The organism is Candidatus Afararchaeum irisae, assembly GCA_034190545.1.
In the GTDB taxonomy this organism is placed as follows: domain Archaea; phylum Halobacteriota; class Halobacteria; order Halobacteriales; family Afararchaeaceae; genus Afararchaeum; species Afararchaeum irisae.
The window spans coordinates 1-20,173 of the sequence record JAXIOF010000076.1 but is presented as its reverse complement, the minus strand read 5'-3'; the positions used below and the strand labels follow the sequence as shown (position 1 = coordinate 20,173).

Annotated in this window: 17 protein-coding genes and 1 tRNA gene; 11 read left to right on the top strand and 7 right to left on the bottom strand. The window is 56.3% G+C overall.

What is annotated here, in order from left to right:
* The 6 genes from hcp to SV253_08425 all read left to right on the top strand — a co-directional run.
* Window positions 1–1,363, top strand: a 1,363-nt coding sequence (gene hcp, locus SV253_08450) for a hydroxylamine reductase (protein ID MDY6776084.1), incomplete at its 5' end; no start/stop codon positions are given.
* Window positions 1,364–1,422: 59 nt separating this feature from the next.
* Complete coding sequence (locus tag SV253_08445) at window positions 1,423–2,049, top strand: helix-turn-helix domain-containing protein (GenBank protein ID MDY6776083.1); 627 nt, start codon at window positions 1,423–1,425, stop codon at window positions 2,047–2,049.
* Between the two features lie 73 nt (window positions 2,050–2,122).
* Window positions 2,123–2,251 (top strand) — tRNA-OTHER (locus SV253_08440).
* A 123-nt stretch (window positions 2,252–2,374) separates the two neighbouring features.
* On the top strand, window positions 2,375–3,673 hold the full coding sequence (locus SV253_08435) for an O-acetylhomoserine aminocarboxypropyltransferase/cysteine synthase family protein (GenBank protein ID MDY6776082.1): 1,299 nt from the start codon (window positions 2,375–2,377) through the stop codon (window positions 3,671–3,673).
* Between the two features lie 9 nt (window positions 3,674–3,682).
* Window positions 3,683–4,819, top strand: a complete 1,137-nt coding sequence (gene metX / locus SV253_08430; protein ID MDY6776081.1) for a homoserine O-acetyltransferase — start codon at window positions 3,683–3,685, stop codon at window positions 4,817–4,819.
* 100 nt (window positions 4,820–4,919) lie between these two features.
* Entirely contained in the window at window positions 4,920–6,038 is a 1,119-nt protein-coding gene (locus tag SV253_08425) for a GAF domain-containing sensor histidine kinase (protein MDY6776080.1), read from the top strand.
* Here the strand turns inward: SV253_08425 and SV253_08420 are convergent, their stop codons facing one another.
* From SV253_08420 to SV253_08390, 7 genes are all read right to left on the bottom strand, one after another.
* On the bottom strand, window positions 6,039–8,276 hold the full coding sequence (locus SV253_08420; GenBank protein ID MDY6776079.1) for a PAS domain S-box protein: 2,238 nt from the start codon (window positions 8,274–8,276) through the stop codon (window positions 6,039–6,041).
* 132 nt (window positions 8,277–8,408) lie between these two features.
* Window positions 8,409–8,762 carry a hypothetical protein gene (locus SV253_08415; protein MDY6776078.1) on the bottom strand — a complete coding sequence of 118 codons (354 nt, stop codon included), beginning with the start codon at window positions 8,760–8,762 and terminating at the stop codon, window positions 8,409–8,411.
* Between the two features lie 120 nt (window positions 8,763–8,882).
* Window positions 8,883–9,395, bottom strand: a complete 513-nt coding sequence (locus SV253_08410; GenBank protein ID MDY6776077.1) for a TrmB family transcriptional regulator — start codon at window positions 9,393–9,395, stop codon at window positions 8,883–8,885.
* 73 nt (window positions 9,396–9,468) lie between these two features.
* The gene (locus SV253_08405) at window positions 9,469–11,406 is read right to left on the bottom strand and encodes a PAS domain-containing protein (GenBank protein MDY6776076.1); all 1,938 of its coding nucleotides are present in this window, start codon (window positions 11,404–11,406) and stop codon (window positions 9,469–9,471) included.
* Entirely contained in the window at window positions 11,399–12,688 is a 1,290-nt protein-coding gene (locus tag SV253_08400; protein ID MDY6776075.1) for a hypothetical protein, read from the bottom strand. Before SV253_08400 ends, SV253_08405 begins: the two co-directional genes overlap by 8 nt.
* Before the next feature lie 54 nt (window positions 12,689–12,742).
* A complete protein-coding gene (locus SV253_08395) occupies window positions 12,743–13,540 on the bottom strand; it encodes a ZIP family metal transporter (GenBank protein MDY6776074.1) in 798 nt (265 codons plus the stop codon).
* A gap of 102 nt (window positions 13,541–13,642) precedes the next feature.
* On the bottom strand, window positions 13,643–15,238 hold the full coding sequence (locus SV253_08390; protein MDY6776073.1) for a PQQ-binding-like beta-propeller repeat protein: 1,596 nt from the start codon (window positions 15,236–15,238) through the stop codon (window positions 13,643–13,645).
* Window positions 15,239–15,506: 268 nt separating this feature from the next.
* On the opposite strand from SV253_08390, the gene bioB reads away from it, so the two are divergent.
* From bioB to bioD, 5 genes are read left to right on the top strand one after another with little or no spacing between them, the layout of a single operon-like run.
* Window positions 15,507–16,505, top strand: coding sequence for a biotin synthase BioB (gene bioB / locus SV253_08385; protein ID MDY6776072.1), 999 nt, complete (start codon window positions 15,507–15,509; stop codon window positions 16,503–16,505).
* A gap of 9 nt (window positions 16,506–16,514) precedes the next feature.
* Window positions 16,515–17,285 carry a 6-carboxyhexanoate--CoA ligase gene (locus SV253_08380; protein MDY6776071.1) on the top strand — a complete coding sequence of 257 codons (771 nt, stop codon included), beginning with the start codon at window positions 16,515–16,517 and terminating at the stop codon, window positions 17,283–17,285.
* On the top strand, window positions 17,278–18,276 hold the full coding sequence (locus tag SV253_08375) for a transcriptional regulator (protein ID MDY6776070.1): 999 nt from the start codon (window positions 17,278–17,280) through the stop codon (window positions 18,274–18,276). Before SV253_08380 ends, SV253_08375 begins: the two co-directional genes overlap by 8 nt.
* A gap of 3 nt (window positions 18,277–18,279) precedes the next feature.
* A complete protein-coding gene (bioF, locus tag SV253_08370) occupies window positions 18,280–19,443 on the top strand; it encodes an 8-amino-7-oxononanoate synthase (protein ID MDY6776069.1) in 1,164 nt (387 codons plus the stop codon).
* The gene (gene bioD, locus SV253_08365; GenBank protein ID MDY6776068.1) at window positions 19,440–20,120 is read left to right on the top strand and encodes a dethiobiotin synthase; all 681 of its coding nucleotides are present in this window, start codon (window positions 19,440–19,442) and stop codon (window positions 20,118–20,120) included. Before bioF ends, bioD begins: the two co-directional genes overlap by 4 nt.
* The last annotated feature ends 53 nt before the right edge of the window (window positions 20,121–20,173 follow it).

Here is a 20,173-nt window from a genome sequence, read left to right as displayed (position 1 = left end):
TGTTGTAGGGCAAGAAACGAGAGTGCTACGAAATCAATCCGCTATCCGAATACCTGTGACATGGTCGCCCGACTCTGAGGATGATATACTCCAGAAATCCGAGAATATTGGTGTGCTTGAGACCGATGACGAGGACATAAGGTCACTCCGTGAGCTCATAACCTACGGTCTGAAGGGGATCTCGGCGTACTATCACCACGCAAACGTCTTAGGTAAGACGGACGAGGATATTACGGCTTTTATCCAGAGAGCGCTCGGTGCTACACTCGACGACAGTAAGTCAGTCGACGAACTCGTCGAATTATCACTTGAGACGGGGGAGATGGGAGTCGAGACTATGGCTCTGCTCGATGAAGCAAATACCACTGAGTACGGAGATCCCGAGCCTACTACGGTGGATCTCGGTGTGAGGGACAACCCCGGTATACTCATAAGCGGGCATGATCTCAGCGATATGGAGAATCTCCTCGAACAGACCCAGGGAACAGGTGTCGACGTGTATACACATGGTGAGATGCTTCCGGCTCATGCCTACCCGGAGCTCAAGAAGTACGACCATTTCGTGGGAAACTACGGAAACGCATGGTGGGAACAGAAAGAGGAGTTCGAGTCTTTCAACGGTCCTGTACTTCTGACCACCAACTGTCTTGTGCCCCCGAAGGAGTCGTACAAGAACCGTGTCTACACCACGGGTGTCGTCGGATACCCCGATCTTCAGTATATTGCTGAGCCTGATGGGGACGACGGAACTAAGGACTTCTCAGATATCATACAGCACGCAAAGAGCTGTGAGCCCCCCGAACAGCTTGAAGAGGGTGACATAACGGTCGGGTTCGCTCATGATGCGGTTTCGGCTGTCTCGGATAGGGTGATAGAGGCAGTTGAAGAAGGGAAGATAAGTACCTTCATGGTGATGGCTGGATGCGACGGAAGACATTCGGATCGCGAGTACTACACCGAGTTCGCTGAGGATCTTCCCGAGGACACAGTTATACTGACTGCGGGATGTGCGAAGTACCGGTATAACAAACTCGACCTCGGTGATATCGGAGGTATTCCACGGGTGATAGATGCAGGTCAGTGTAACGACTCGTACTCTCTCGTTCTCATAGCACAGGAACTAGCCGATGCGATGGATGTCGATGACATAAACAGCCTCCCTCTTTCGTTCAATATTGCTTGGTACGAGCAGAAGGCTGTAACAGTTTTACTCTCGCTCCTCTCGGTCGGAGTAAAGGATATTACTCTGGGTCCTCAGCTACCTGCTTTCCTCTCACCCAACGTCAAAGACGTTCTGGTAGAGGAGTTCGGTCTTCAGCCAAACACGACTGTCGAGGAAGACATGCCTAGAATGCTGTCTTAATCCACAATCTTATCCTAGATTTATACAGATGCACGATGTATTAGTAGGGAAGAGTATAGATGCCCGAGGCTAAGTTAAGACTGAGTCTACCCGAAGGGAAATGGATAAGCGAGATATCCAAATCGTATTCGGATGTTCTCTTCCGTGTAGTAGCCGCTGTAGCGGATGAAAACGGTGTTGGTATTATCGAGATGGATGGTGACGATGACGATATAGAGACGATCATATCTGAGATGGAGAAAGACGAAGAGATTCAGTCCTTGAACCCACTTCAGAAGACGGATAATGAAGCCCTTGTAGAGTTCGAAACGAGCAGTCCTTCGTTGCTCCTTGCGGCTAAGGAGTCGGGAATGCCTATCGAGACCCCTTTCGATATCAATGACGGAGAGGTAGTATGGGAGATTACCGCGTCTCACGAACGTCTCTCGAATCTGTCCGAACGTTTAGATACTCTGGGTGTAAATTTCGACGTCGAGTACATACGTGAGACCGAACGTGAGGATCTACTAACAGATAATCAGGAAGAGTTATTACTCACGGCTTTCGAGAAGGGATACTACGACACACCTAGAAGAGCCTCATTGGACGATGTGAGCCACGAGGCTGGAATAGCGAAATCCACGTGTAGTGAAACGTTACATAGAGTTGAAGGGAAAGTCATAGAGAGATTTATCGAGGAACTGTAAATGTAGATGTAGGATTCCAGATACATCTTCAGGGGATAAGCTATTTACGAGAGCCAGCTAGAGACTAACCTCAGGGTATGTAGTTCAGCGGAAGAACGCCCGTGGCTGTCCTCCGAGCCAATGGTCGGTGCGAGTCCGCGCGGCGCGCCGTCCAATAATATACAGCCACGGGAAGCCCGGGGTTCAAGTCCCTGCATACCCATCTCCATCCCGCGTCGAGTCTAAACTATATATCCGTATATATAAAGCTGAGTCAGACCTATGTCATACACCGGTACGTACACCGCATTTATAACCGAAGAAGTACGATACTACTACAGTAACAATGACTGACTCAGACTCCTCTGATGAAAGCGACGGGTTCAGGACACGGAGCGTACATGACGGCTACGACCCCGATCCCGCGACGGGTTCGGTAGCACCGCCGATCTACCAGACTACCTCCTACGAGTTCGAGGACGCCGAACACGCCGCGAAGCTCTTTGGACTCGAAGAGGCGGGCAACATATACAGCAGGATAATGAACCCCACGAACGCCGTCCTAGAAAAGAGGATGGCGAGTCTCGAAAACGGAGTCGCCGCGGTCGCGACTGCGAGCGGGATGGCGTCTCTCGACCTTCTGACTTTCATACTCGCGTCTGCGGGAGACAACGTCGTGACGTCTTCGGCTCTCTACGGCGGTACGTTCACCTACTTCACTCACACAGCACCCAGACGCGGCGTCGAGTCACGTTTCGTCGACCCGCTAGACTACGAGGGATTCGACGAGAGGATAGACGACGACACCGCGTACGTCCACGCCGAGACCATCGGAAACCCGGCTCTCGTGACTCCCGACATCGAGAGGCTAGCCGAGGTAGCACACCAAAACGGTGTCCCACTCGTAATAGACAACACCTTCGCTACGCCCTTCCTGTCCAACCCTCTCGACCACGGCGCAGACATAGTCTGGGAGTCGACGACGAAATGGATACACGGAAGCGGCACGACTGTCGGCGGAGTCGTCGTCGACGGAGGGAGCTTCGACTGGGACGCCGACGACTACCCCGAGGTCGCTGGTGACAATCCCGCCTACCACGGCGTCAACTTCAAGGAGCGTTTCGGAGACGCAGCCTTCGCCTACGCCGCGAGGACGAGGGGGATGAGAGACCTCGGAAACCAGCAGTCGCCCTTCGACGCGTGGAACACCGCCCAGAAGCTCGAAACCCTCCCACTCAGGATGGAGAAGCAGTCGGAGAACGCCCTGGAGGTCGCCGAGTTCCTCGAAGACCACGACGAGGTCGCGTGGGTAAACTACCCCGGTCTCGAAAGCCACGAGACACACGAGGAGGCGACCGAGTACCTCGACGGAGGCTACGGCGGAATGATAACCTTCGGCTTAGAGGGAGGCTACGACGCCGGAAGGGGGTTCTGTGAGGCGACCGAGTTGGCTACACTCCTCGCAAACGTCGGTGACTCGAAGACGCTCGTGATACATCCCGCGAGCACGACACACCAGCAGCTTACGGAGGAGGAACAGGAGGCGAGCGGCGTGACACCCGACATGGTACGTCTCTCGGTCGGCATCGAGGACGCCGACGACATAGTAGACGACATAGACAACGCGATAAGAGAGGTGTCGTAGTAGATGGAGATGGACGTGACCCGTGACACCGTGAGTCTCGGGCGGTTCGAGTTCGAGTGTGGCGAGTCGATACCCGAGCTAGAGGTCGCGTACGAGACCTACGGCGAGTACACGGGTGACAACGCCATCTTAGTCTGTCACGCCCTCACGGGAAGCTCACACGTCGCTGGAAGAGGACGTGACGCTGGGACGAGCGGGCAGGCTGCGGCGTGGTGGGACGACATAGTCGGTCCCGGTAAGTCGATAGATCCCTCCGACTACTACATAGTCTGTGCGAACGTCCCGGGTTCGTGTTACGGCAGTACGGGACCAGCGAGCGAGAACCCCGAGACGGGAGAGCCCTACGGACCCGACTTCCCTCCCGTGACCATCACAGACTGGACACGTGCCCAGAGCATGCTTCTCGAGATACTCGGGGTCGACAGCCTCCACGCAGTCGTGGGAGGAAGCGTCGGCGGCATGAACGTCTTAGAGTGGGCGAAGCTCTACCCCGACTTCGTCGAGAAGGTCGTCCCTATCGCGACGGCGGCGCGTCTCGATCCACAGGCACTCGCGCTCGACTCCGTAGCGAGGAGGGCGATACTCAACGACCCCAAATGGAGGGGTGGACGTTACTACTCCGCGGGAGACGACGGAGAGCCCGACCCGCCGAAGGACGGTCTGCGTCTCGCGAGACAGATCGGGCACATAATGTACCTCTCGAAGGACTCGATGGAGGACAAGTTCGGGAGGAGGTCGGCGAGACGTGACCCCACCGACGACGAGATAGTCTCGTCAGACCCCACGAGCGACTTCTTCAAGTACAGGGACGTCGAGTCGTACCTCGACTACCAGTCGGAGAAGTTCGCTAAGAGGTTCGATCCCAACAGCTACATATACCTCCTCAGGGCGATGGACGACTACGACCTATCACAGGGCTACGAGTCCGACGCCGACGCCTTAGCCGCATTCGACGGCGAGGCACTCATAATCAGCTTCACGGGTGACTGGCATTTCACGGTCGAACAGTCGAGGAGTCTAGAAAGGGCGTTCGAGGAGGCGGACGTCGACGTCGAACACACGGTACAGGAGAGTGACTACGGACACGATGCCTTTCTCGTCGAGCCAGAGAACGTGGGTCCAGCAGTTAGTGGATTTCTTGATTAACTGAGATGAGCCGAGACACCAAGAGAGACGCAGGGGCAGGGGAAGCACGCCGAGACCTCTACGCAGTAATGCGTGAGAGCCTCCCCGTCAAGGAGAGAAGATAAGACGTCTCCTCGAAGTAGGGCGCGACTACCTCGGAACCGACCACGGCTACGTGGCACGTACTGACATCGACGAAGACAGATGGGAGACTGTCGTGAGCACCGATCCCCCCGACGGCAAGGTCGCAGAGGGAAAAGAGCTCGAACTCGGAGAGACCTACTGCCGTGAGGTCGTACGTACGAGGTCACGGATCGACATCAGTGACGCGCCGAACGAGGGCTGGGAGGACGACCCGGCGTACGAAAATACGGGTCTGAGATGTTACCACGGAACCCCGGTACTCGTCGACGGCGAGCCGTACGGTACGGCTTGTTTCTCTTCGTCGGAGACGTGTGAGCCCTTCTCGGAAGCCGAGAGGATATTCGTCGAACTCGTCGGCGAACTTGTTGGATCTGTGATACGGAACCACAGATACAGTTCGGAGATAACTCGGCGCGACGAGCTTATAAGCGTACTCAACCGTGTCCTGCGCCACAACCTCAGAAACGGCATGAACGTGATCTCGGGATACGCGGACATGATCGAGGAGACGCGGGAGGGTGATAGAGACGCCGAGGCGGCGGCGATGATACGTGAGAAGACGGACGATCTACTCCGGCTGAGCGAGAAGGCGAGGAGACTCGAAGACCAGATTACTGAGCCTCCGATACCACGTCCGACTGATGTTCTGAGTCTCGTCGAGGAAGCCGTCGAGGAGACACGTGACAAGTACCCCGACGTCTCTGTTTCGGTCTCGGTCATACCGCCCGAATCCTCCGAGGCTGTGGCTCTCGCCGCACCGAGGGCGAAGCTGGTGTTCAAGGAGCTTCTGGAGAACGCCGCCGAGCACGCGGGCGAGTCCCCGACTGTCGAGGTCGAAGTAGACGTCTCTGAGACGGGAGTCAGAGTGACTGTCTCCGACGACGGAGACGGCATGTCGGAACAGGATCTCTCGGTTCTGTCACGCGGCGACGAGGAGCCCCTGAGACACGGCAGCGGTCTCGGACTGTCGCTAGTCTATGTGGTCTCGAAGATCCTCGACGCCGAGGTGGAGGCGGAGTCGTCGGAGAACGGAACCGAGGTAAGGGTCGAGTTCAGTCCGGCTTCGGCGGCTTCGACACAGGGCTACATCGGGTAGTCACGTCTCTGTCTCTGACTCTGTTTCTGCCTTTCTGAGCCTGACCTTGAAGGCGGCACCGCCGAGGTCGGAGTCCTCTACCCAGACGTCGCCACCGTACCTGTCGACGACTGTCTTCACGAGGTAGAGACCGACTCCGGTTCCCTCGCTTTCGAGTCCCTTCTCGCCCTTTCCGAAGATCTCGTCCTTCCGGTCGTCGGGGACACCCGGACCGTTGTCGGCGACAGTCACGACTACTTCGCCGTCCTCCTCCTCTGCTGAGACCTCGATCCTCGGAACTTCGGCATCATTGTGGTGTACTGCGTTCTCGAGGAGGTTCCTGAAGACCGACGAGACCATACCGTCGGCTTCGACAGTAGAGTCGATGTCGGGCGTCTCTGTCGTGACCTCAGCCCTCTCGTACGAGCTCATGACTTCATCGACCTGATTCTCGATGATCTGTCGGAGGTTCACGGCTTCGAGGTCGGCTTCTTCGGACTCCGACATCATAGTCTCCATCAGATCACGCATCGTCTTCGTGAGCTCTATCACGTCGTGGCTGTTCTCTATGACACGGTCGAGTCTGTCGTCGTCTATGTCGGCTTCGAGAGCCTGGCTCATTCCGAGTACGACCTGCATGTCGTTACGTATATCGTGTCTCACGATCCGGTTGAGAAGCTCAAGCTCGGAGTTCCTCTCCTCTAGCTCCCTCTCATACTCCTTTCTCTCGGTAATATCGTGAACCATGCCGTCGATATACGTCTCACCTTCGTCCGACTCGAACTGGTAAGCCGTCATCATCGCCCAGAACTCGTCTCCGTCGACCGTCTTCATACGTAGCTCCTTCGTTGCGACGCCCTCGGAGTCGATCTCGCGCAGGAAGTCGTCGTGATCCTCTACGTCGGAGTAGAGGTTCTTGAGTGGAACCCCCAAGAGGTCGATCTCCGACTCAGCCCCGAATATCGACGCAAGAGCCGGGTTGACCTCGACGAGACGTCCGTCCTTCTCGGGCATCTTACGGTAGATGCCTACAGGTACGTTCTCGACGAGACCGTGGTACCTCTCAAGCTTGCGTTTCCTCCTCACCTCGTCAGTAACGTCGATCTGGAAGCCGACGAAGCTCATCAGATCGCCGTCGGTGTCATATATAGGAGCTATATGTAGCTCGTTCCAGAACGAGACACCGTTCTTCCGGTAGTTGAGTATCTCTGTCTTTATTGGGCGCTCGTCGTCTATCGCCTCACGTATCTCGGCGACAGTCTCGTCGTCGGTGTCGTCTCCCTGTAGGAAACGGCAGTTCCTTCCCACGACCTCATCCTTAGTGTACCCCGTGACCTCGGTGAACCTGTCGTTGACATAGACTATGGGGTTGTCGTCGTACCTTGGGTCGGATATAGCCACACTGATAGGAGCCTCGTCTACGACTCTCTTGACACGCCGTAGATCCCTCGTGCGTTTCTTCCTCTCGGTCACGTCCCTCAGAGTTCCGTCGAAGTAGACCTCGCCGTCGGTGTCGAACTCCCTCGTGGCGGTTACCGAAGCCCAGAACTCGTTGCCTTCAAGCGTCCTGAGTCTGAGCTCTCTGCCCTCGACGTAGCCCTTCTGCATGAGTTCGTCACTTAACTCGGCTCTCTTCTCGGGGTCTACATAGAGATCCGAGACATGGGTTTCGAGTAGCTCCTCCTCCGAGTCGGCGTCGAAGAGGTCGACCATAGCCGAGTTAACCTCGATAAAGTCACCTTCTTCTCCGGGAGTGTTTCTGTAGACGCCGACACGTAGGCTCTCAACGACGTCCTCGTACCTCTCTAGGTCAGACTCGCGGTCTCTCCTGTCGGATATATCGCGGAAGACACCGTATATGAGGTCTCTGCCGTCGACGCCGACCTCCGAGACGGAGATCTCAACGGGTATCCTCTCACCGTCAGCGGTGACCACGTATATCTGCGAGCCGTCCTCGAACTCCGACACAGGGCTGTCGTCCTCCTTGACCCTCTCAAACAGGCTCTTATATCTCTCTTCGTCGGGATGTAGCTCCGACTGATTCATCCCGACTATCTCGTGGTCGGAGTAGCCTACGAGTCTCGAAGCCTTCGAGTTCGCCTCGACTATCTCTCCCGTAGTTCTGTCGGAGAGAATGACGGGGTCGGGAGATCCCTCGAAGAGCGACTCGTACTTCGTCTTAGTCCGTCTCAGCTCACGTCTCTGCGTGTTTCTCTCGACTGCGTAACGTATCGAACGCGCGAGTGCCTCGGGACTCACCTCTTTCCTGTCGAGGTAGTCCTGATACTGAAGGACAAAAGAACGTGAATATGAATTTTCCTATAAGTCGGATACCGGGAATAACACGGGTACGTATCCGACGTTTTCCGAGAAGACGGTATTCAATCTTATCTATTTTTGTCCTCCAGTATGAGCACCCCTCTCGATAGCCTCGACTGCGTTCTCCCTGTTGGTGAGATCAGTCAGAACGACTACAGGGACGGCTCCGTCGGTCTCGTCTACTATGTATTCGAGTGTACCGAAGCTCCCGTCGTCTTCGGTCTCGGTGTCTAAAAGCACTACGTCGAAGGAGTCGTCGACGAGTCTTTGAGCCTCCGGGACTGTCTCCACGTGTGTGAGTCTGTAGTCGGACTCAAAGAGGAACCTCCCCGCCTCGGATATGTCGTTCCGTATCCTTGAGGCGTATTCGGACTCAGCCTCGACGAGAAGGACGTCTACTGTCTCCTGAGTTCCTGTCAGCTTCATTATTGTTTATTTATGTATGAGTATAGTCTAAGAAAGAGTTGCAGCGTCGTATGTTAAACCTTTTCTAATACAACAGAGACACGACAAGACAGTACAGTACCGTATGAGCTTCGGCAGGTCTCAGACGACCTTCATCTCCTCGACTCCTACGACTATTCTGCTGCTGTCGTCGTCCTTGACGTCTACCGAGCCGTATATGATAAAGCCGTATATAGTAGGTCCTATCTTTATCTTGTCGTTCTCGTGGAACTCGTGTATGTCTCCCTTTATCTGTATCTCGGCTCGGCAGAGTGTCGGATGGTTTATGCTCTTGAGATCGATCTCGGCGACCGTCGCGCCCTCGACCGGATAGCCGTTTCTGAGGAGTGGCAGACTGTTGAGGCCTCCCGACTCGTCGATTTCGAGGAGTTTATACGCGTCTTCTGTGGGCTTGTAGCCTCCGTTGGGACCGACGACACCCTCGACGAGGCTCAGATCCTTGAGCGACTGCATCTTGTTACGTATAGTCCCGGGGTTCCTGTCGACCGCCTCGGCTACTTCCTTGCCCTTAACCGAATCGCCGTGTGCCCTGTGGAGACTCACGAGCGACGAGAGTATACGGTACTGACTCGATGAAAGTTCGATCTCTGTCACATTTATAATATTATCTATGTACTGTATTAAATTTATCTTTAATTCATAAATATCATGAAATTAGCTGAGAAAACTACGTCTTCCTGAGACTGACCTTGAAGTCGGCACCGCCGAGGTCGGAGTCCTCGACCCAGATCTCACCGCCGTAGCTCTCGACGACTGTCTTTGCGAGGTAGAGACCGACTCCGGTTCCCTCACTTTCGAGCCCCCTCTCGCCCTTTCCGAAGATCTCGTCCTTGAGGTCGTCGGGAACACCCGGACCGTTGTCGGCGACAGTCACGACTACTTCGCCGTCCTCCTCCTCTGCTGAGACCTCGACCCTTGGCTCCTCGGAGTCGTTGTGCTGTACTGCGTTGTTGAGGAGGTTCCTGAAGACAGTCGACAGGAGGTCGTTAGCCTCGACGTCTACGTCAGGGATCGAGTCGACGACGAAGTCGGTAGAGGGGTAGGTCTCACGTCTCTTTCTGACGGAGTTCTCGACAGTCTCGCGGAGACGGATGGGTTCGACCTCAGCCTCCTCCCCCATCTCAACCGACTCGACGTAGTCCCTCGCAGTCTTCGTGAGATCGACGACGTGGCGGCTCATGTCTAAGACGGTTTCGAGATACTCCTCGCCGTCGTCTTCGACGTAGTCTCTCAGAATGTCACCCCAACCTAAGACGAGGTTCATGTCGTTACGTATGTCGTGGCGAACTATACGGTTGAGTAGGGCGAGTTCGTCCCTCTCGCGCTCTAGCCTCTCCTCCGCCTCGACGGAGTAGACACCGAGAGAGACGTCGTGTGCCATCTCCTCTACGAGACGAACCTCGTCCTCGGAGATACTACCGTCGTCGGCGTCACGGTCGGGCGGGAGATGGAGTGTCATAACGCCGTAGTCGTCGTCTCTGTGTCTCAGGGGAACCGAGACGGCACCATGTACGGGTCTGTCGTAACTCCCGTGTTGTTCGTAGGGCGGCTGTGTGACGTCATCTATGACGAGGACATCTTTCTCAAAGACCTCGTCGACGTAGTCGGATGTGTAGATCTCGCGCCACAGTACCTCACACTCTTCGTCGTCGTCGGCTATCATTCCCGCGTCGTATATCCGTTCGACCTCACGTCCGTCGTCACCGAAGACTCCTATCGACGCACATGCGTAGTCGTATCCGAAGCCTTCCCTCGAAGACAGGACGTCCATAGTCGAACCGTAGACCTCGTCGGCTGTATCGGCTTCGAGAACCCCCTGAGCGATATCCCTGATCGAGTTGAGTAGGCTCCTGATACGTCTCTCACGCGTGATGTCCTGAACAGTACCGATCATACGTACGGGATCGCCGTCGTCGTCGTACTGTACGTCGCCCCTCTCGTGGACTACACGTACCTCGCCGTTGGGACGCACTATACGGTGTTGTATGTCGTAGTTGTCTTCTTCGAGTGCCTCGTCGACGGCATCCTCCACTCTGTCGCGGTCGTCGGGATGGACGAACTCTAGCCATCTCTCGTGTGTAGGATCTACTTCTCCGGGCTCGACACCGAATATACTGTAGACCTCGTCTGACCACTCGATCTCCTCGAAGTCCGAGACCCAGTGTCCCATGCCCGCAACCCTCTGTGCCTCTTCGAGACGGTCACGTGTCCTCTCAAGCTCCTCCTCGTACTCCTTGCGTTCGGTGATTTCCCTTCCTATGCCTGCGATGACTTGGTTTCCGTCTATGTCTTCGAGTCTGTTAGCCACGAACTCGTAGGGTATCTCGTCGCCGTCCTTCGTCACGAGGTCTGCCTCTCTCCTCGCCCCACCCGTCTCGACGGCTTCCTCGATTCCTCGACGTATCACGTCTCTGTCTTCGCCCTCGAAGAAGTCGAGAGCATTCATACTGCGTATCTCGTCGTCTGTGTATCCCGTGACCTCGTTGACCGCGCGGTTCCAGTCGAGGAGGTCGCCGTCGACTGTGTGTGTGTAAAGTACGTCGTCGAAGGCGTCTAAGAAAGCCTCTATGTAGGTCTCGTCTTGGTGTATGTCTCTCTCACGCATCCTGACCGTCCTCCCCCTCTCGGTCTATGTCTCGGTCTTCGAGTACGACGTCTCGGTCGAGTGCCGACTCAAGTATGTTTCTTATCTTCTCCTCGGTCTCGTGTAATCTCTCACGTTTCGACTCTATCCTCTCGCGGAGCGTGTCACGTCTCTCACGTTTCCTCTCGGCTTCACGTTCGAGTCTGTCTATCTCCTCCTCAAGACTTCTCTTCTTCTCCGAAGCCTCGTGGCTGTCTATCTCGTCGCTGAGAGAGTCGGCTTTCTCGTCGAGTGACTCGACCTCCTCGACAGTCTCGGAGAAGTCTTCGAGAGACGAGAGACCCGCGAGTAGCTTCTCACGGTCGGTGTCACTCAGTACGTCAGATCCCAAGCCGTCCTCCAGGTCACGTCTCATCTGTCTGACTGTGTTCTCGACAGTCGCGGGGTCGGACTCGATGAGATCCTCCGCCTCGGAGTCCCTGAGTCTCCGGAGGACACGTGTGTCGACGTCCGAGTCGAGGGACAGGTCGGAGTTCTCGACCTCGTAGAGTATCTTCCTCAGACCGCGCTGTGTCTCAGCCATCGACCCCGAGAGCCGGTCTAAGACGTCGTCTCTCGCACTCTCGGCGTCACTGAGTTCTTCCTTGAGCGAGCTGTACTCGTCCCAGACATCGGACTCCTCGAGATCCTCAAGCGACTCCCGCGTTTTCTGTAACTCCTCTTCGTGGTCTTCGAGTCCGAGACCGTCTATCTCGTCGCTGAGGCTGTCTATCTCGTCGATTATCTCGTCACGTCTCCCGACGGCGTCAGCCAGACGTCTGTGGGTCTCGACGGCGGAGTACTCCGACTCGACGAGTTGACCGAGTCTCTCGTACTCCTCCTCTATCTCCTCAAGGCTTCCGTAGAATCCCTCGGGAATCTCGATCTCCTGTATAACAGCGGCTTCCTTACGTGACATATCCCTGAAGCCGTCTATGAACTCCGCGAGGTCACGTCTGAGGTCTTCGGGTCTGGCGTCCTCGGAGACGTCGACGTCGTGTATCAGGCTACGTCTACGTGTGAGTATGTTGTCCATGACGTCAGTTATAACGTCCTCGTCGTAGTCACGCCGTCGCATCTCGGAGAGCTCGTCGTCTAGTCTTCCGAGAGTAGTCCCGACCTCGGAACGGAGAGCGTCGTACTCCTCGTGTGCTTTCTGTATAGTCTCAGACCTGAGGCTCCTGAAGTCTTCGGCGGCGTCGGAGTAGGTAGTTTCGAGGTCCTCGTCCTTGGATCGGAATATATCGAGAAGACTGTCGAACATCTGTGAGTTAAGCCGGATTAGTCTCCTACGGTACTAAGTCTTGGGTTGGGAGGATCAGATCATGTTGAGCGGGAGCATTATGAGGACTCCGAGGGCGATCCCCGAGAGTAGCTCGACCTTCCCGCCTCTCGGGAGATCCTCTCCGGTTTCGAGAGCTTCGGGTATGAACTCGGTGAGTACGAGGAAGACCATCGCACCCGCGGCGAATCCGAAGCCGAACGGCAGGAACTCACGTGCGACACGTACGAAGGCGAAGGCTATCACAGCACCTATCGGCTGTGGCAGGCTGGAGAAGACAGCCCACCAGACCATCTTCCATTTCGAGACACCCATCGCCTTGAGAGGTATCGCGACCGCAGTTCCCTCGGGGACGTTATGTATCGAGATCGCGACCGTCATGAAGACGGCAAGGACGGGAACCGTGAAGCCGAGTAGCTCAGGTCCGGTTCCTAGGTTGAGGTCGGCGAAAGAGACGCCGACCGCGACCCCCTCGGGAAAGCTGTGTACTGTGAGTATCCCGAGTATGATGAGGAGCTTCTTGAAGTCAGCCTCCTCGTACTCACGTGGGTCGACCTCGGCGTTGACTATGAAGTAATGGCTAACGACGACGAGGAGGACACCGACCCCGACTCCAGGGAGTATCTCCCAGACGGTTCCCTCGTTCAGACCCTCCTCGACGAGTCCGAAGAGGGAAGCTGAGACCATTATCCCCGAGGCGAGACCCCAGAGGACGACGTTCCACCGGTCTTCTATCTCGTCGAACACGAAGAAGGGAAGTGCTCCTACCCCCGTGGCTAACGCCGTCATTAGACCGGCTAAGAACACCAGGGTGAGGTTGGCTATTAGATCCATCTTGTTAGACCGTATGTTCTCCAGCCACCTAAAAATTACCAAGGATTTTTTGGTAAACCAAAAAATTCCTTCTGTTTAGAGAAAGTAGACTCGGAGCCTGACTCAGTCACGCGTCTCGACGAGTCTGACTGACTGGAGTCCACCCGCGTCGTCTCCGACGTAGAGCGATCCCTCGACGACAGCCGGGGACGAGAGTATCCTTTCGTCGAGTGAATGTGTCGTAACTCGGTCGCCCGACTCGGCGTCGACTGCGTGTAGTACACCGTCGGAGTCACCGACGTAGACCTTGTCACGGCTGAGGGCTGGGGAGGATCTCATCTGGCTCTGGGCGTCGTATCTCCAGAGTTGGTCGCCGTCTAAAGACAGACGGTAGAGACGTCGGTCGAGTGACGAGACGTATACAGCCTGTCTCTCGGGGTCTACAGCCGGCGAGGATCTGATCTGACCACGTGTCGGATGTCTCCATCTCTCCTCGCCCGTCTCGGTGCTGACTGCATAGAGGTTCGAGTCGAGACCTCCGAAGTAGACGGTGTCATCGAGAACCGCGGGCGACGAGTTGACGGGCTCTCCGGTCTCGTAGCTCCAGAGACGGTCGCCCGACTCGGCGTCGACTGCGTAGAGACTCGCGTCCCTGCTTCCGACATAGACAGTTCCTCCGACGGCTGCGGGCGACGAGACGACGTCGAACCCCGTCTCGTAGCTCCAGAGACGGTCGCCCGACTCGGCGTCGACTGCGTAGAGACTCGCGTCCCTGCTTCCGACATAGACAGTTCCTCCGACGGCTGCGGGCGACGAGACGACGGCTCCGTCTGTGGCGTGTTCCCAGATTCGGTCGCCCGACCCGGCGTCGACTGCGTAGAGACTTCCGTCCCTGCTTCCGAAGAATACTCTACCGTCGGCGACTGCAGGTGACGAGTCGATCCCAGCCCGGGTACTGTAACTCCAAGCCGTCTCAGACGACTCGGCGTCGACTGCGTAGAGACTTCCGTCCCTGCTTCCGAAGAATACTCTACCGTCGGCGACTGCAGGTGACGAGACGACGGAGCCCCGGGTCGGGTAACTCCACTCAGACGTGAGGCTGTCGTCGGTGGTGTAGGAGGTGTATCCCGTGTTCGCGGCGTCGTTCTGGAACTGTGACCAAGCCGGCGTCTCCCCCGACGGGACTGTCCCGGGAGTGGTAGGGTCTGTAGTCCCCTCGTCACGGGTCTGTGTCTGTAAGGGTAACAGATCGAGTACGAGAGTCGCCCCGATCCCGAGACCCGCTACTGCGGCTGCTACGAGGAGGAGTCGGCGTCTGTCGAGTGTCGTCTCTGTATCCGTGCTGAGGTCAGAGAGTTCGTGGTCGACTTCGTCCAACAGACGCCGCGCGGGGACGAACTGTATGTCGTCGGTGTCGACGAGTAGCTCGACAGTGTCGGTGTAGACGACGTAAGCCTCAGACGCATTTGCTCGCGACGCAGTCCTGAGTAGGTACTCGGCGTTGTCTTGACCGAAGCTACCCGACGTCTTGACCAAGATAAGACGGTCGTACCCGGAGTCTGGGTATGACTCGGATCGGCTTCTCGTGACGACGAATACGTCTGAGTCATGTGTCTTGACAGCGGCTCTGTCTCCTCTCTCACGCCACACACGAACAACGACCTTGGCTAACTCTCTCGGTCTCAGACTCCCGGTGTCTATGTCAGACGAGTCGTCCATCCGGCTCTGGGTACGGATTCCGTGTCTAACCCCTTTCGTGTTTCGGTCAAAAATGGACTGGATGTGGACGTGGTGACATGGGCGTGTCGTGACACACACTCGGAACAGAAGGATGGGCTGGACTGCGGGAGCGGGAGCGTGTGTCAACTGTTAGAAGTCCCCGAAGTAAGATTAAGCTTACGAAAAAGTAAGTCGACAAAGCAGTCGACCCCAGAGTATAACCAACTACCATAAGTATTATACTATCTCGTCAACCAGACTCGCGTGTATGGTTAACGAGTTAGCTGAGGAGATAGGTCATCTGAAGACGAAGGCTCTGAGGGGTGAGGGAGTCTCGGAGGAGGAGGCTCTCCGTCTCGCCGACGCTCCCCTCGAACCCCTTGTCGACGCCGCCGACGAGATACGTGAGTCGAATATGGGCGACGGCGTCGATACGTGCTCTATCATCAACGCCAAGAGCGGCGGATGTGCCGAGGACTGTGGCTTCTGCGCCCAGTCGAACCATTACGACACGGGCGTCGACGAGTACGACTACCTCGACCCCGAGGAGATACTCGAAGCCGCGAAGAGGGCAGAGGAAGACGGCTCGAACAGGTTTGGTATCGTGGTCGCCGAGCGCGGAATCGACAAGCAGAAACGCCCCGGCGAGTTCGAGAAGGTCTTAGAGTCTATACGTCTCATCAGGGACGAGACAGACGTAGAACCCGACGGCTCCCTCGGGGTTCTCACACGTGAGGAGGCGGAGGATCTCGCAGAGGCGGGTCTCCAGCATTACAACCACAACATAGAGACCGCGCCGTCGTACTTCGACGAGGTCATATCCACACACGACTACGGCGACAGGGTCAGGACTATTCAGATCGCACAGGAGGTCGGTCTTAAGACATGTGTCGGAGTAATATTCGGAATGGGTGAGGAGATAGAACACAGGATAGAGGCGGCTTCCGAGCTCAGGAGGCTCGATGTCGACTCGATACCTGTCAACATACTCAATCCCGTACCCGGAACGCCGTTCGAGTCGTACTCGAAGATCACAGTCGACGAGATACTCCGGTCGGTCTCCATCTACCGGTTCATGATGCCCGAGAAGGTGATACGGATTACCGGAGGGCGCGAGGAGAACCTCAAGGAGAGACAGCCCGAGATACTCGGATCGGGAGCCAACGGTCTCCTAATAGGCGACTACCTCACGACTGAGGGACAGAACGCACAGGAAGACATAGAGATGATCCAGAACGCGGGAAGACGCGTCGAAGACCTCGAATAGAAATAGAGTATGTACAGCGTACGGATGAGGGCTTCCCTGAACGACGAACACGTCTCGGGCGCGGAGGACATAGTCGTCGACGACGAGATAGACGACACAGTCTCGTCTATGACGGCGAGAGCGATGAACCACCCGAGAAAGACGCCCGACTCCGTAGAGGTCTCAGTCGATAGAATAGAGGGGGAGCCCGAGAGACGCGACGCAGTCGATGTCGTCACCGTCGAGACATCCGGAGTCAAGGAGAGCCTCGAAAAAGCGAGAGAGATACTCGCAGAAGACGTCTCCGAGAAGGCAGTCGATGAGGGACTCCGTATACTCAGATCGGACGTGGAGATGAGGGGTGCCGCAGTCGTCGACTCCGAGACGGGAGAAAGGCTCGAACCTGACGAGAGTCGAGGAGTGAGAACCTCTTACGTCGGCACGACAGATGAAGGCGAGGAGGAACTCGAAGAGTGTATACACGACGCGGGTCTCGGCGGAACACGTGTCAAGGACGCAGTCGTTCTGTCTACGAAGACACAGTGGGTCGAGGGAACAGTCGGGGAAGTCTGCTGGTCGGACAATCCCGGCTATAAGCCCGGATACGTAGCTGTGGACGCGACTTACTTCCGTTTTCCGAGGATGAAGCCCGACTGCTCTTCGGGAGGACGCGTCTACTTCGTCTCTCCCGACATGGATCTGAACAGCTATATAGACAGTCTTGAGACTACGCCGTTTCTGGTTGATGGAGTGTCGGATTTCTACAGTATAAAACCCAAAGAACTCGATAAATATGTCTGAAACAGACGCAGATACAAAGAACATAGCCGTACTTGGTACAGGTGGAATAGGCAGACGAACACTCGAAGTCTCGGAGTACAAGGACGACCTCAGTCCGGTCGCCGTCTGTGACAAAGAAGGTGTGGCAATAGACTTCGACGGTCTCGAAGTCGACGACATCGTCGATGCGGTCGAAGCCGACGGAGGAACAGTCGCGAAGGCTCCCGGTGGGACTCCCGCGAACGACTCGATACAGGAGGTCATCGAGGTCAGCGACCGTATAGACGCCGTCCTGATGGCTCTTCCCAACATCCCCCATTCGTTCATACCCGATACCGTCGAGCGGTTCGCAGACGCGGGCTACTCGGGAGTCATGATAGACGTCCTCAAGAGGTCACGTGTAATCGGAATGCTCGAGGATATGGAGTCGAAGATAGAGGCGTCGGGAATTACCTTCATCTGTGGCGCGGGTGCGACGCCCGGCTTCCTCACGGGAGCCGCCGCAATCGCTTCACAGAGCTTTGTAGAGGTCAACGAGATAGAGATATGGTGGGGAGTAGGCATAGAAAGCGGGTACGAGGAGAACAAGGGAACAGTGAGAGAGGACATCGCACATCTCCCCGAGTACGACCTCGAAAAGGTCTCCGAGATGTCCGACGACGAGATAGAGGAGATAATAGAAGAACACGACGGACGTCTTGAGTTCGAGGACATGGAACACGCCGACGAGGTACTCCTCGAAAAGGCGGGAATATGTGACTCCGCCGACGTCAAGGTAGGAGGAATACTCGACGTCACACAGGACGAGAAACCCACGACGACGACCGTACGTGTAACCGGAACGACCTTCGAGGGCGACGAGGGCACCAACACATTCAAGCTAGACGACAACACGAGCATGGCAGCGAACGTCAACGGTCCCGCGCTCGGATACCTCAAGAAAGGCGTCTTCCTCAACCAAAACGGACTCTACGGCCTCTTCGATCCGAGCGAGATAATGCCCGGGTTCTAGTAGATGTTCGAGGAGGTTGAGGTCAGGAAACGCCGGGGACTCTACAGGTCGATGAGGGAACTCGACGGCTTTGGAAAGACAGCGACGGTCGACGGCGAGGATGACAGAACCTTGGTTCTCTCCTCCAACTCGTACCTCGGGCTCGGAAACCATAGACGTCTGAAGGGGGCGGCGTGCAGAGCGGGCGAGGAGTACGGCACAGGCGCGGGAGCGTCGCGTCTACTATCGGGTAACCTGGAGCCCCACCGGCGTCTCGAAGACGAGATTGCCGACTACAAAGGTACTCGTGACGCTCTCGTATTTTCGTCGGGATATGCCGCGAACGTCGGGACGATCACCGCAGTCACCGATGAGAGAGACGTTATATTCAGCGACGGACTCAACCACGCGAGCATAGTCGACGGATGCCGTCTCTCGGACGCCAAAACCGTTGTGTACGACCACTGTGACGCCGACGACCTCCGTAAAAAATGGAAGAAACACGACGGAAGACGTAAGCTAATCGTGACCGACTCGGTCTTCTCGATGGACGGAGACATAGCCCCTCTCAGGGAAATCTCGGAGATAGCGCGCGACGACGGTGGCTTCGTAATGGTCGACGAGGCGCATGCCACAGGTGTAGTAGGCGAGGAGGGCTCTGGCGTAGTCGGGAGAGAAGGGCTCGTCGGAGACATAGACATTCAGATGGGGACAATGAGCAAAGCCCTCGGAAGCCAGGGCGGCTTTGTCGCGGGGTCTTCGGAGCTTATCGACCTCCTCGTGAACGAGGCGAGGTCGTTCGTCTTCAGCACGGGTCTCAGCCCGATAGACGCCGAGGTCTCACGTGAGGCAGTAAATCTCGTAAGGAGTGATGAGGGAGAGAATCTGAGAGAAGACCTCTGGTCAAACGTCAAGTTCTTGAGAGAGGATCTGAGCGAGATCGGATATGAGATACTCAGCCGTGAGTCACAGATAGTCCCGGTTCTCGTAGGCGACGCCGAAGTTGCAGTAAGACTCGGGGATAAGCTCGAAGAGAGAAGCGTCTTCGCCCCCGGAGTGCGTCCTCCGACAGTCCCCGAAGGTACGAGTAGGATACGTGTGAGCGCGATGGCGACCCATACACACGACGAACTCCGAAAAGTCGTGGACGCGTTCGAGGAGGCAGGCAAAGAGGTGGGAGTGATATGAACACGAACGGGATATTCGTAGCAGGAACCGACACAGGAGTAGGTAAGACAGTAGTCGCGGGAGGAATAGCGAGATGCCTGAAAGACAAGGGATTCGACGTGAACGCAGTAAAGCCCGTCGAGTCGGGCGGGAGTGACGACGCCGAGTTTCTTAGTGCGGCGTCGGGCGACCCCGTAGACGAAGTCTGCGCGTCGGTACTCGAAGAGCCCTTGGCTCCGAGAGTCGCGGCGGAGATAGAGGGACGTGACCTGGGCTACGACAGTGTACTCGAACACGTCGTATCGAGGTTATCCAAGGACGGCTTCACCGTCGTAGAGGGAGTCGGAGGCGTGAGGGTACCTCTCGTAGAAGGCAAGGAGGTAATAGACCTGATAGAAGACCTCGGAGTCCCCGTTCTCATTGTCGCACGTCCGAGCCTCGGAACCCTCAACCACACAGCGCTCACCGTCGAGGCAGTCGAGAGAAGGAACATAGAGATATCGGGGGTAGTCCTCAACCCGTATCCCGAGAATCCTGACGCGGCAGAGAGGACGAACCCCGGCGAAATTGAGATGATGACAGGTGTCGAGGTCGTCGGAAAGATACCCGATATCGGTGTCTCAGAGGAGAGAGTCACACCCGAGGAAGCTGCCAAATCCGTCAGAAAGAGCCTCGCGACAGAGGTATTCGGAGAGTAAAGTCGGTACTTCCCAATCGGTAATTGAGAGTAAAAGATAAAGCGTTACTCTGA